Source organism: Megasphaera sp. NM10, assembly GCF_000417505.1.
In the GTDB taxonomy this organism is placed as follows: Bacteria; Bacillota; Negativicutes; order Veillonellales; family Megasphaeraceae; genus Megasphaera; species Megasphaera intestinihominis.
This window is the reverse complement of record NZ_APHY01000099.1, coordinates 1-13,441: the sequence shown is the minus strand read 5'-3', so window position 1 is coordinate 13,441 and position 13,441 is coordinate 1. Positions and strand designations below refer to the sequence as shown.

The 13,441-nt window shown below is 51.7% G+C and carries 12 protein-coding genes and 1 tRNA gene; 8 read left to right on the top strand and 5 right to left on the bottom strand.

Annotated features, from left to right (window positions below; all coding sequences use genetic code 11):
- Together NM10_RS13110 and NM10_RS13105 are read right to left on the bottom strand one after the other, a co-directional pair.
- Positions 1-401: ketopantoate reductase family protein (locus tag NM10_RS13110; RefSeq protein ID WP_020311854.1), on the bottom strand; the 401-nt coding region annotated here is incomplete at its 3' end.
- Positions 398-742 carry a ketopantoate reductase family protein gene (locus NM10_RS13105; RefSeq protein WP_020311853.1) on the bottom strand — a complete coding sequence of 115 codons (345 nt, stop codon included), beginning with the start codon at positions 740-742 and terminating at the stop codon, positions 398-400. The genes NM10_RS13105 and NM10_RS13110, both read right to left, overlap by 4 nt.
- A gap of 182 nt (positions 743-924) precedes the next feature.
- Between NM10_RS13105 and NM10_RS12245 the strand changes: the two genes are divergently transcribed.
- The 6 genes from NM10_RS12245 (at position 925) to NM10_RS12220 (ending at position 8,365) form a co-directional block, all read left to right on the top strand.
- On the top strand, positions 925-2,883 hold the full coding sequence (locus NM10_RS12245) for a heavy metal translocating P-type ATPase (RefSeq protein WP_020311852.1): 1,959 nt from the start codon (positions 925-927) through the stop codon (positions 2,881-2,883).
- Between the two features lie 495 nt (positions 2,884-3,378).
- Positions 3,379-4,701, top strand: a complete 1,323-nt coding sequence (locus NM10_RS12240) for an MFS transporter (RefSeq protein ID WP_020311851.1) — start codon at positions 3,379-3,381, stop codon at positions 4,699-4,701.
- Positions 4,702-5,058: 357 nt separating this feature from the next.
- On the top strand, positions 5,059-5,499 hold the full coding sequence (locus tag NM10_RS12235; protein ID WP_020311850.1) for an Hsp20/alpha crystallin family protein: 441 nt from the start codon (positions 5,059-5,061) through the stop codon (positions 5,497-5,499).
- Positions 5,500-5,594: 95 nt separating this feature from the next.
- Positions 5,595-6,023: an Hsp20/alpha crystallin family protein gene (locus NM10_RS12230; protein ID WP_020311849.1), complete on the top strand. Its 429-nt coding sequence runs from the start codon at positions 5,595-5,597 to the stop codon at positions 6,021-6,023.
- 323 nt (positions 6,024-6,346) lie between these two features.
- Positions 6,347-6,994: a cupin domain-containing protein gene (locus tag NM10_RS13865; protein WP_020311848.1), complete on the top strand. Its 648-nt coding sequence runs from the start codon at positions 6,347-6,349 to the stop codon at positions 6,992-6,994.
- Positions 6,995-7,033: 39 nt separating this feature from the next.
- Entirely contained in the window at positions 7,034-8,365 is a 1,332-nt protein-coding gene (locus NM10_RS12220; protein WP_020311847.1) for an anaerobic nitric oxide reductase flavorubredoxin, read from the top strand.
- Between the two features lie 228 nt (positions 8,366-8,593).
- Here NM10_RS12220 and NM10_RS12215 read toward each other — a convergent pair.
- The 3 genes from NM10_RS12215 to NM10_RS15090 all read right to left on the bottom strand — a co-directional run bounded on the left by NM10_RS12215 (position 8,594) and on the right by NM10_RS15090 (position 11,292).
- Positions 8,594-8,667: transfer RNA gene (locus NM10_RS12215), tRNA-Gly, on the bottom strand.
- Between the two features lie 841 nt (positions 8,668-9,508).
- Positions 9,509-10,579 carry an APC family permease gene (locus NM10_RS15095; RefSeq protein ID WP_256379009.1) on the bottom strand — a complete coding sequence of 357 codons (1,071 nt, stop codon included), beginning with the start codon at positions 10,577-10,579 and terminating at the stop codon, positions 9,509-9,511.
- On the bottom strand, positions 10,462-11,292 hold the full coding sequence (locus NM10_RS15090) for an amino acid permease (RefSeq protein WP_256379008.1): 831 nt from the start codon (positions 11,290-11,292) through the stop codon (positions 10,462-10,464). Before NM10_RS15090 ends, NM10_RS15095 begins: the two co-directional genes overlap by 118 nt.
- Positions 11,293-11,539: 247 nt before the next feature.
- Here NM10_RS15090 and NM10_RS15345 point away from each other — a divergent pair, with 247 nt between their 5' ends.
- Both NM10_RS15345 and NM10_RS12200 read left to right on the top strand, forming a co-directional pair.
- Entirely contained in the window at positions 11,540-11,725 is a 186-nt protein-coding gene (locus NM10_RS15345; RefSeq protein WP_020311846.1) for a hypothetical protein, read from the top strand.
- A gap of 245 nt (positions 11,726-11,970) precedes the next feature.
- Entirely contained in the window at positions 11,971-13,200 is a 1,230-nt protein-coding gene (locus NM10_RS12200) for a [Fe-Fe] hydrogenase large subunit C-terminal domain-containing protein (RefSeq protein ID WP_020311845.1), read from the top strand.
- The last annotated feature ends 241 nt before the right edge of the window (positions 13,201-13,441 follow it).

The following is a 13,441-nucleotide window of genomic DNA, read 5'->3' as shown; positions in this document are numbered from 1 at the left end:
TCAGTGCCTAAGATGCGGTCGTACTGGTCGTCAGACGATGTCGTCGGGCAGGGGGACGCCGGCGGCCTTGCCGACGTCATAGGCTTCCTGCAGGAGAGCCCGGAATTCTTCCTGCCATGGAGCTGGGAGAGGGCGCCGCCGATGGATGTCCGATAGTACGCCGTCAGGACGTTATAAGCGCAGTTGAGGATGAATTTGCGCCAGATTTCGACGGTGATGTTCTCGGCGATGCAGCAGGTCAGGCCTGGATGGTTGAGGATGCCGTAGACTTTCTTCGTCGCATCGGCGTCGTCCGAGCCGATGTAAATACGGGCAAAGCGCCCTTCCTGGCGGATGGAGTAGTCTTCTTTATAAGATGACGTGATGTAGATGGCCGAATCGACGATTTTTCCGCGCTTCATGAGGCCGCTGCCGTATCGTGATAGGTGAAGCCGTTGAGGACAGGGACGACGATCGTATCGTCGCCGATGCAGGGCAGGACCGCCGTCAGAGCCGCTTCCAGGGAATAATTCTTGACGCAGACGAAGATGACGTCCTGGATGCCTGCCGAGGCGGGATCGTCCGTGACGGCCGGATGGGCCGTGTGGTCGCCGAAGAAGTCACTGTGGACGACGAGGCCCTTTGTCTGGAGCGATTCTTTGCGCTTCCGCCGGGCAATGAGTGTTACGTCATCATAATTGGCACAGAGGACGGACGCGATATATCCCCCGACGCCGCCGATGCCGGTAATCATGATTTTCATAGTATCAACCCCTCTTTCGATAATAAAGTACACCTTATTATCGCACAGGGCTGGATAAACGGCAAATAGGGGAGGGTATGCCTAAAAAGTATGTGTAGATAACATATGAACGCTTGAACATATTTAACTTTAATGGTATCATGAAGGCGAATAAAAAGTGAGTCCCTGAAGGAGGCATATCTATGGCAGAAGAATTTTTGAAAGACCAGGGCTGTTCCTGCTGCAACGGCCATCACGACGAAGACGAAGCCGTCAAAATGGATGCTGTCGGCACTTGCGGCTGCTGCGGTGACGACGATGATGACGAAGAAGAAAGTCCCTTGTGGACCCTCGTCGCCGGGACGGTGCTCTTTTTAGTCACCTACCTGGCCGGCATCATTCCCGATGATTTTTCCCTTCCCGCCTATATCATCGCCTATCTGCTCTTAGGCTACGGCGTTCTGCGGGAAGCTGGAGAAAACATCATGAAGCGCCAGCCTTTCGATGAAAATTTTCTCATGGCCGTGGCTACCATCGGCGCCTTTGCCATCGGTGACTATCCAGAAGCCGTCGCCGTCATGCTCTTCAGCCGCATCGGCGAAGCCATGGAAGACCGGGCCGTCAACCGCAGCCGCAAGCAGGTGGCCGCCGCCATCGATATGCGCCCGGAAGTCGTCCATCGCGTAACGGCCGATGGCTCGACGGTCACCATCCCGGCCAAGGACGCTGCTGCCGGTGATGTCGTCGTCGTCCGCGTCGGTGACCGCATCCCCTTGGACGGTGTCGTCATGGCCGGCGAAAGCCTCATCGATACGTCGGCCCTGACAGGGGAACCGGTTCCGGTCATCTGCCGGGAAGGCTCGGAAGTCCTGTCGGGCAGCATCAATACGTCTGGCGTCCTCCACGTCAAAGTGACCAAGCCCCTGGCAGAATCGATGGTCACGAAGATTTTGGAATCCGTCGAACGGGCAGCGGCGCGCAAGCCGAAAATCGACCGTTTCATTACGCGCTTTTCCCGCATCTATACACCGGCTGTCGTCGCCATCGCCGCGGCTACGGCCATCATCCCGTCCCTGGTGACCGGTCAGTGGCACTACTGGATTTATACGGCTTTGACTTTCCTGGTCATCAGCTGCCCCTGCGCCCTGGTCCTCAGCGTACCCCTGAGCTTCTTCGCCGGTATCGGTGCGGCGTCGAAACAGGGCATCCTCTTCAAGGGCGGTATTGCCATGGAACAGATGAAGCACATCGGCGCCGTCGTCTTCGATAAGACCGGTACCATTACCAAAGGTAACTTCGTCGTCCACCAGGTCGTTCCGGCCGATAACCGCAGTGCCGATGACGTCCTCTGCCTCTGCGCGTCGGCAGAACAGGCGTCGAACCATCCCATTGCCCGCAGTGTCGTCGCCCAGGCCTGTGAACAGGGCCTGAGCCTGACCGAGCCGTCGGAAATGGAAGAAATCGCCGGGCAGGGCCTGAAAGCCCAGGTCGGCAGCCATAGCGTCCTCTGCGGCAACCGCCAGCTCATGGATACCCGCCACATCGTCCTGCCGGCCATGGACGACGTCGAGTACGGCTCGGAACTGTACGTCGCCATCGATGGGGCCTATGCCGGCCGCTTGGTCATTTCGGACACCATCAAAGAAGACGCTGTCGACGCCGTCAAGGCTATTTCCCGCATGGGCATCACGACGGCCATGCTTACCGGTGATTCTCAGAAAGCCGCAGATTACATCGCCTCTAAGACGGGCATCGACGACGTCCGGGCCAAGCTGCTGCCGCAGGATAAAGTCAATCAGATGGATGCCCTGCGTAAGCAATACGGGCCGGTCCTCTTCGTCGGCGACGGCATCAACGATGCACCTGTCCTGGCCGGTGCCGATGTCGGCGCTGCTATGGGCAGTGGTGCCGATGCAGCCGTCGAAGCGGCTGACGTCGTCTTCATGCAGTCCCGGGTCAGCGCCGTACCGGCAGCACTCCACCTGTCCCGGGAAACCATGAAGATTGCCATGGAAAACGTCGTCTTTGCCTTAGGCGTCAAAGGCGTCGTCATGATTGCCGGGTTTGCCGGTTATGCTTCCATGTGGGCTGCCGTCTTTGCCGATTCCGGCGTCGCCGCCCTTTGTGTCCTCAATTCGGTACGCATGCTTTACAAAAAATAAAGTCTTTCTGGAAAATTGGTAATAAAAACGTTTAACTAAATTGAAAATATAACGTTTAACGAAAGAAAATTTAAAAATATTAACAAAAGTCCTTGACAACCAGCCTCTTTTCAGGGATAATAGGCACATCACACAAACAGAGCACTGTGAAAGCAGTGCGGATATAATGACGATGAACGGGTAAAAGACGAATCCTGATCCTCTTCAGAGAGCCGGCGGTGCTGTGAATCCGGCGAGGTGCAATCGTCCGACTTCGCCCGGGAGTTTCTGTACTGACTGTTTTTCTAGGGAATTGAGGTACAGACGCAATCCCGCGTTATAGGATGTCTGTCAAAGACGTTGAGTATAATGACAGGGTGGTACCGCGAATCATCGCCCCTGTTGCTCCACTGGAGCAGCAGGGGTTTTTTATTATCCTCTGAGTGTGCCTCGTACAGTATTCATTATTAAATTATTTCTTGGGTATTTTGGTATTCATGTAAAGAGGTATTGGCTATGGAAAAAGCAATGGGTAAGATCATGACCGCTGCAGCTGAAACGCGGGCTGTTGCCGGCACGATGACAAACTTCCGATGGAAAATCGCGTTTTTAATCTTCTTAATCAGTTTCGTCGCTTACATGGACCGCGTCAACCTTTCCGTCGCGACGCCGGTCATCATGCAGGAATTCGGCTTCACGAAAATCGACATGGGCTTCATTCAGACCTGTTTCTTCGCCAGCTACGCTTTGATGCAGGTCCCTGGCGGTATTTTGGCTGAAAAGTTCGGTATGCGCAAGACCGGGGCTTTGGCCATCCTCTGGTGGTCCGTCTTCACGGCCTTGACGGCTTTAGCTAAAGGCAAGATCAGCTTCGCCGCTGTCCGCCTGGCTTTCGGCATCGGCGAAGGCCCTGTCTTTCCGTCCTTAGGGGCCGCTACCTTTACATGGTTCAATAAACACGAAAAAGGCAAGGCCAGCTCGTCCATCCTGTTAGGGACCTTCTTCGGCCCCGTCGTCGGCCCGGTCGCAACGGTCGCTCTCATGGGGCTCTTCGGCTGGCACGCCGTCTTCATCATCTTCGGTCTCGTCGGCGTCGCCCTGGCCTGGGTATGGCACCGCTTCGCCTGCGACAATCCGGCAGACAGTCCCTATGTCAATGCTGAAGAAGCTGCATACATCAACGAAGGCCGTTCGGCTGACTCCCTGAAGAAAGCCGTCGCTCCCTGGCATAAGTTCCTCCGCTCGACTCAGTTCTGGGCTGTCGGCATCCAGTTCATGGTCGTCGACTACATCATGTACGTCTTCCTGGCATGGCTGCCCATGTACCTGACTGAAGTTCACAACATGTCCTTGAAATCCATGGGCTTCTGGGCTTCCTGCCCTTGGATCGCACTGATGGCTATGGTCTTCCTGGCCGGCTTCGTTTCCGACAAGATTGCCAATGGCAGCCACAGCGAAATGCAGTATAAGATGCGCACCGTCACGGCTATGGCCGGCGTCGCCGTTACATCCCTCGGCCTGTACATCGCATCCCATACGGCTGACCCGGCCATGAACATCTTCTGGATGTCCGTTTCCCTCGGTGCCTTGGGCTTTGCTATGAGCGCCAGCTGGTCTTCCGTCATCTCCCTGGGTGGTAAATACACCGGTTCCGTTTCCGGCTGGATCAACCTCTGGGGCAACATCGGCGGCGTCCTGGCTCCTATCGTCACGGCCTTCTTCGTCACCAACTACGGCTGGAACAACGCCTTCACGGCCACGTCCCTGTTCGGCATCATCGCCATCGTAGCCTGGATCTTCGTAAAACCGGGCAAACAACTCGTCCCGCAGGATAAGTAATTTAGTGGCTCGTAGGGGCCGTCCCAAAGGGCGGCCCGCCGTTCGCAGGCCGCCGTTCGCAGACCGCAGAACGCGTTCTTTGCCTCCCTTAACAGGGGAAAAGGGCGGAGAGGTTTCTTTTCCTAGCCCCTAACGGCTAGCTGCTAACCACTAAAAAGTGCTGTCGTTTACGCGACAGCACTTTTTTTTGAAATTTTTTATTATCACTCACTTGACAAGAGTGCTAATAGGGTCTATGATATAGCTGTAATCAGGAAGAGGTTACAGAGAGATAAGCAAAAAGGTCAAAAGAACAGAACTGAAAAGAAGGTTCACTCATAGCAACAATGAACGATGTGTTGAAAGAGGGTAATGATTATGATGAAAGGTTTATTTCCAGTTGTAACGAACAGTGATTTTGTATTCCCTGATACGATTTTTGACAACTTCTTCAACAGCTTTGAAAATCCGACAGAAGGCAACTACCGCGTCCCGCAGGTAGATATCGAAGATACCGATAAGGCCTACATCCTGACGACGGACCTGCCGGGCATTGCCAAAGAAGACATCAACGTCAGCTACAACGATGACATCCTGACTTTGACGGCTAAACACGAAGAAAAGAAAGATGAAAAAGACGATAAGAAGAAATATATCCGCAAAGAACGCAGCAGCCATACGTTCTGCCGTCAGTTCACGGTCCGCAACATCCAGAAAGATGGCATCCAGGCAGCCTTTAAAGACGGCGTCCTGACCGTAACCCTGCCGAAAGAAGACCCGAAGAAAGTGGCTGAAGCCCACCGCATTGAAGTCAAATAATTGTAGGGGCGCCCACGTGGGGCGCCCGCCAAACTCCCTTGTATTCAATGTTTGATATATGGTGTTCAAACTTACGTAAAAAGAAGGCATGACTTATGAATAGCTTATTCCCAGTTGTTGATAATGAATTTTCCGTTCCCGATGTTTTTGATAACTTCTTCAATCGCTTCATGTGGCCGAGTGAATTCTCCAGCACGATGCCGAAAGTCGACATTGAAGACAAAGGCAGCGAATACGTTATGACCGCTGATCTGCCGGGCGTCCAGAAAGAAGACATCCATCTGAGCTACGACAACAACGTCCTGACTTTGGCTGCCAGCCACAACGAACAGAAGGATTCGCAAGACGAACAGCACAACTACATCTGCAAAGAACGTTCGAGTTCGTCCTTCTGCCGTCAGTTCCCTGTCACAGGTATTCAGAAAGAAGGTATCCAGGCTGCTTTCAAAGATGGCGTCCTGACCGTAACTCTCCCGAAAGATGCCCAACAGGCACAACCGACCAACACCATTGAAATCCAGTGAGGATGAAAAAAAGACCTACCGCATACACGGCAGGTCTTTTTTTAGTGGCTAGTGGCTAGCAGTTAGTGGCTAGCAGCTCGTAGAGGCAGTCCTCAAGGCTCCCATAATAGGGGAGCTGGCCGCCGAAGGCGGTCTGAGAGGTTGATTTAAAGCTATCTGCTAACCGCTGACTGCTGGCTGCTAAAAATAGGCATCGCTTAATGCGACGCCTATTTTTTTTATAATTGAGAAATTCTATTATCTGTTGTAATTACAACAGACATAATGATGAAAAAAACGTATACTTAACACATCGAAGGGAAAGAAAAAACGAGGTGAGTGGAATGAAAGAAACGAAAGGCCATATCTTTTCTATCAGCCGTGATAATGCCCCAGTGGCCGGCTGTACGATTTCTAAAGAACTGGTCAATGAAGCCCAGTATCAAGTCTTTTACTTTTCCCTGGCTGCCGGTACGGACATCAGTCCGGAAATCTACAGGCAGGCGAAACTCCTCTATGTCGCTGACGGTACGCTGACCGTTCACTGGCCGGGGGAAGAACATAATCTGGTGGCTGGTCAGGCCATCATCGCACCGCCGTCCGTACCCGTTGGCATGAAGAGCCGCGATGGGGCGGTCTATACGGAACTTACAGTAGAGGAGGAATTCCTTATGAACATCGATGCAGGCAAGATTTTCTCTTTGGCAGGCCTCGTGCCTTATCAGGATGGTAAGATCATCAACTGCGACATTATCCAGTCGCCTAAAGTCAAATTCGTCGTCATGAGCTTCGGCGCCGGCACAGGTCTTTCGGAACACGCTGCTCCCGGTGAAGCCTTGATTTTTGCCCTGGAAGGCAAAGCCGTCATCCGCTATGAAGGCGAAGATCATGAAATCAAGGCCGGCGAAAACTTTGCTTTTGCCAAGAACGGCCGCCATGCCATCACTGCCGATGGACCCTTTAAAATGGCATTGCTGCTTACGTTAGAATAATTTTATCATATAGAGATAACTGAAAAGGAGACGATCATCATGGGTAAAAAAATTACAGAAAAAGTGACTTGGGTAGGTAAAATCGACTGGGAATTGAACGAATTCCACGGCCATGAATATTCGACAGAAAAGGGCTCTTCGTACAACTCCTACTTGATCCGCGATAAAAAGACGGTCCTCATGGATACGGTCTGGAAACCCTTTGACGACGAATTCGTCGCTAACCTGAAGAAGGAAATCGACCTCAAAGACATCGACTATATCGTCATGAACCACAATGAAAACGACCACAGCGGCGCTTTGCCGGCACTGATGCGGGAAATCCCGGATACGCCGATTTACTGCACCAAGAAAGGGGAAGCCATCCTGCGCGGCCTCTATCACCAGGATTGGAACTTCGTCAACGTCAAGACCGGCGATACCCTGGACCTGGGCGACAGCCAGCTCGTCTTCATCGAAGCCGCTATGCTCCATTGGCCGGATACGATGTTCACTTATATGACCGGCGAAAACATCCTCTTCAGCAACGACGGTTTCGGTCAGCACTATGCCAGCGAAAGAATGTACAATGACTGCGTAGACCAGGCAGAACTCTATCAGGAAGCCATGAAATACTATGCCAATATCCTCAACCTCTACAGCCCCATGGTTACGCGGAAAATCGATGAAATCCTCAAGATGGGTGTCCCGGTCAACATGATTTGCCCGAGCCACGGTGTCATCTGGCGCAAAGATCCCCTGAAAATCGTCGCCAAATATCAGGATTGGGCCAAAGCTTACCAGGAAAACCAGATCACCATCATTTATGATACGATGTGGAATTCCACGCGCCGCATGGCTGAATGCATCGCCGAAGGCCTGCGCGAAACGGATCCGACGCTGACAGTGAAACTTTTTAACTCCGCTGTCGATGACAAGAACGACATCGTTACGGAAGTCTTCAAATCGAAAGCCATCCTCGTCGGCTCGCCGACCATCAACTATGGCTTCCTCTTCTCCATCGGCGGCATCATGGAAATGATCCGCGGCCTGAAATTCAAGAATAAGAAAGCCGCTGCTTTCGGCAGCTATGGCTGGAGCGGTGAAGCTGTCAAACAGATTACAGCTCTCCTCCAGGGTGCCGGCTTCGACGTCGTCAACGACGGCCTGCGCTGCCAGTGGAACCCGGACCAGGCAACCCAGGAAACATGCCGCCAATACGGTCGTGATTTCGCAGCAGCCGTCAACGCTTCCGAAGCCAAGGAAGATGAAGTCCAGACCGAACTCGGCGATTACAACAACGACGAACAGATTGGCAAGGCTGCTAAAGAACATTTCGAAGATTGGGAAAAAGATGCCCGTGAAGGCGTAAAACGCGGCTATGCCGGCTAAGTAGGGAATGTGGCTCGTGGTTCGTGGCTCGTGGTTAGTGGCTCGTGGCTAGTAGCTGGCTACTAGCTCTTGCCTCCCTTTATAGGGGAGGTGGCCTGAAAGGCCGGAGAGGTTGCTTTAAATTTAAAGTGATAATACTTGCGAACCGGATTTGTGTGAGCGGGCGCCCCACATGGGCGCCCCTACAAAAAAAAGGCTGTCGCACATGCGACAGCCCTTTTTTTATTCTGGAGCGGATGAAGGGGATCGAACCCTCGTACCAAGCTTGGGAAGCTCGTATTCTACCACTGAATTACACCCGCATGAACTTTTACTTATTCATTTTACCAGTATTCATGCGGTTTGTAAAGGTTTTCGAAGAATTTTCTTGAAATACTGGTAAAATAAGGCCTCACGGCCTTTTATAATGGTTAACAATAGGCGGAAAAGCAGATAAAATCTAGCTTTTTCCGCCTTTTTTATTGATTTTCTGAGTAATTGTTTTACTGTACATTTTCGCTGATTTTTAGTGATTTTTCTTCAAAAGGGGTGCAGGAGGGGTGCAGTTTGACCCTGAATACAAGCTCTACATTTATGGAATACAAGCTTTAAAGGGCCTATAAACCGCATGGTTAAGCGATTTTATGGAAAATAAAAAGGGGCAATGATTTATGAATGAAATGGTAATAAAAATACAATTTATAGTATCGTAGCATATCAAATAGGCTCTCTAAGTGAGCCTCTTTTTTAGGAGGTGTAATTGTTGGCTACTGTAATCAATCGAGGAAATGGTCATTGGGAGCTTCGGGTCTATATAGGTCAAGATAAGGACGGCAACAAAATCCGTAAAGATGGTCGGATATAGACTGGGATGAGAAAAAAATCTGTATTCAGAGGTCTGTGAAATATGTATCATCTCGTTGTACTGAAGTCTCTAATCCAAAGACGGACAAGCCCATCCGGACAGTTTACATCAGTGACTTCCTCAGCCAATTATTAGAACAACTTAAAAGAAAACAAATCAAATCCGCCCTGTGTGTCCTCAATTCGGTCCGCATGCTCTATAAAAAATAACTGACCATCTCCCGATGACAGTTCCATAACAGAAAGCCCCGTCGAAGAAATTTCCTTCGACGGGGCTTTGTTGTAGATGCTACTTGATTTCTATTTCGTAAACTGCAGGGGGACTGTCGATACGACGACGTCTAAGTAAGGCAGGGTACGGAGTCTTAGCAGCCAGCCGCTCTGGTTGTGAAGCAGGCGGTGCCATAATTTTTTCGTTTCAAATTCCGGAATGAGGACGGTAATCGTATCTTTCGGAGCCGTCTCTTTCCGCATCTCTTGGATAAAGGTGATGAGCGGGTCCGTCAACTGCCGATAAGGCGATTGAAGCATGATGAGCTCGATGTCGGGTTCCAGTTGGCGCCACAAGGTTTTGATTTTTTTACCCCGTTCATCGTCGCTGTAGACGTGGACGGCATAGATTTTATCTTTCGGACCGCTGATGATCTTGGCGTAGCGAATGGCCTTGGCTACGGCTTGAGTCGGGGATGCGATGGGGATGATGATGATATTGCGGCCTAAGTCGGTGGTCATGACTTTCGTATACTCTTCCGGTGTCAGCAACAGCTGTTCTCGGACGTCATCATAGTGATGATGGACTTTAAGGAACATATAGACCAAGGTCGGGATGAGCAGGACGATGATCCAGGCTCCGTAGATGAATTTGGTGATGAGGACGATGACGACGACGCAGGCCGTGACCAGGGCACCGAAGCCGTTGATGACGGAAAAGAGGCGCCAGTTTCGTTCCCGGCATTGTCTCCAGTAGACGACCATGGCCGATTGGGCAATGGTGAAGGAGAGGAATACGCCGATGGCATAGAGGGAAATGAGGTGCTCAATATTACCCTGGAAGAGGACAATCAAGATGCCGGCCATGAGCGTTAGGACTTGGATGCCGTTAGAATAGCTCAGGCGTTCACCGCGGTTGGCAAAGTAGCGGGGGACGTAGCCGTCGACGGCCATGAAAGAAAGAAGCGGCGGCAGGCCGTTGTAGGCCGTATTGGCGGCGATGTAGAGGATGACCATCATCAAAATCTGGATGACGTAGTAAATCAAGGTCCGGCTGAAGATATCTTCGACAAGGAGGGACAATAGGGTGTAGCCTTGTGTCGGCAAGAGGTGAAGATAAATGATGAGGTAACCGAGGCCGCCGAGCATGATTGCCAGGATACAGGCCATGATAGCCGTCGTTTCGATGGCGTTTTTTTGCTGAGGCGCTTGAACATGGTGACGCCGTTGGCAATGGCTTCGATGCCGGTCATGGAACTACAGCCGTTAGCAAAGGCCCGCAGGACGATGAGCATCAAGGCGGTCTGATTCAATGGGGCTACCGTTTCGACAGCGACGGTATGAGCCGTGAGGGTGCCGTTCCAGATTTGATAGAAGCCGCCGATTAAGGTGATCCCCATGGCAGCCAAGAAGAAGTACGTCGGCCAGACGAAGACGGTTGAGGCCTCCCTGGTACCGCGCAGGTTGACGATCATCATCAGGATGAGAACGCCGAGGTCAAGGTAGACGTGATAAGGGTGGAGGACCGGAAAGGCACTGACCAGCGCCGCCGTCCCTGAAGAAATGGAAACGGCAACGGTCAGGATGTAATCGGCCAGAAGCGCCGCCCCTGCCGTAAGGGCTGGGTAGACACCGAGGTATTTCATGGCGATGCCATAGGAACCGCCGCCGCCCGGATTGACCCGGACGACCTGGGTATAGGACAGGGCAACGATGAATAATAAGGCAATGATAGCTAAGACGATAGGTCCGAAATAACGGTATGTCGCTAAGGTCGGTACCGAAGCCAGGACGATGGCAATCTGTTCCGGCCCGTACCCGACGGATGACAGGGCATCCGATGAGAAAATAGGCAGGGCCTTCCATTTTGGCATCTGTTCGCCCTCGAGTTTGGTATTCTCCAAAGGCTTGCCGAGAAGGTGGCGATTAATCGTTTTGAATAGCATGATAGCCTCCCTTTTTTATTGTAAGAAACTGCATTTTGCTAAATACAGCTCAGTATAATCCCTTTTCATACTCCTGTCAATAAAGGTTTTTCATGTGTTATTCCTGTTGACCATAAGATTTCAGAAACAATAGCAAAAAGACATCCCTCGCTGCTGCAAGTCAAAGGATGCCTTTTTGTCTAAGGAGGAAATCGTGTTATTTAGAGGCGCCGAGGGCTGCGGCATGTTCGCTCTTGTAGGAGCCGAATCCGACGGCGAAGGAGCCTTTGTCATCGGGGGCGAAATCCAAGGGATGGAGTTATCATCACTATCCCATTATTCAGGAAGAACAGCTGAAGAAATTGCTGAAGGCAATAGATGATTTACCTGATAACTACATGATCATCTAGTTCCTGCAAGTCCTAGTTATCTGAATACATGGCTGACAAAAATGTGCAAAAAGATAGGAATACCCCATATTGGTGTTCACTCTTTGCGTCATATGGCCGCTACGTATGCTCTGAATGAAGGGGCATCTTTAAAATAAAACTGTTGTAATAACGAAAAATCTGCTACAATAAAGCTGTATTAGTCTGTGTTAGCAGATGTTCACAAAGGAGGTTCCTCATGAAAACATTAGATGAATTGTACCAGCAGATGCTTAAACGGGCTGCTGACGGTAAACCGGTCGGTGTCGATGGTGACCCGAAATTGATCGATTGTCTGGCTCATCCCGACGACCATCCCCTGATCTGGCGGGTCAAGCCCTGTCTCTGTCCGCCCGATGAACCACATCACTGCCAGGAAGCCTGTGACTGGGGCGCTATCACGTCCGGTCCCGATGGCATCTCCATCGACGACAGCCAGTGCGTCGGCTGCCAGGCCTGCGTCGATGCCTGCAAGCTCGATACCCTGAAGACGCGGAAAGACCTTATCCCTGTCGTCCAGGAACTGCACGACTACGACGGCCCTATCTACGCCTTGGTTGCTCCTGCCGTATCCGGTCAGTTCGGTCCCGATGTTACCATGGGGAAACTGCGGACAGCTTTCAAGCGCCTGGGTTTCACGGGTATGCTGGAAGTCGCCGTCTTTGCCGATATCCTGACATTGAAAGAAGCCCTGGAATTCGACAAGAACATCAACAATGAAGACCAGTTCCAGCTCACCAGCTGCTGCTGCCCCATGTGGATTGCCATGATCAAGAAGCTCTATCACCAGCTCCTGCCCAACGTCCCGGGCTCTGTCTCGCCTATGATTGCCGGCGGCCGTACAGTTAAGGCCCTGCATCCTAATGCCAAGACTGTCTTCATCGGGCCCTGCCTGGCTAAGAAAGCTGAACGGAAAGAACCGGACCTGGTAGGCGCTATTGATTACGTCCTGACCTATCAGGAACTGCGCGACTTCCTGACGGTTACGGACATCGACCTGGCATCCCTGCCGGAAGACAACGTGCCCCACGCTTCGGAAGCGGGCATCTGCTACGCCTATGCCGGCGGCGTCTCTGAAGCCGTCACGGAAACGGTCCATCAGCTGAACCCGGACCGCAAAGTCGACATCAAGACGCGCAAAGCCGATGGCGTCCCGGCCTGCAAGGCCATGATCAACGACATCCTGGCCGGCAACCGCGATGGCAACTTCTTTGAAGGCATGGGCTGTCTGGGCGGATGCGTCGGCGGTCCCCGGGCCATCATCAAGAAAGAAGAAGGCAAGGTCAACGTCCAGGCCTACGGCAAACAGGCGGCCTACAAGACACCCATGGAAAATCCCTACGTCATCGAATTATTGAAGAAACTCGGCTTCCCGACAGTCGAAGAATTCCTCGAACGGAGCCACCTGTACGACCGTATTTTTGACTGATGATGGGTATGGTCATCATGTAGTGACCTTTTTCGTCAGAGTTTCTGTAGGGGCGCCCCACGTTGTCAAGAATAACATCGTTTACATTTTGTGCAAGGACATCCTTTACACTTTATGCAAGCACATCGTTTACAAATTTCTTCTTATTGAAGCTTTAATTTTCCTTCTAAACGAGGATCGTTGTGAATCAGATAAGCCCGTTTCATCAGGAATACTTGCTTATTTACGTCAATCTTCCYGA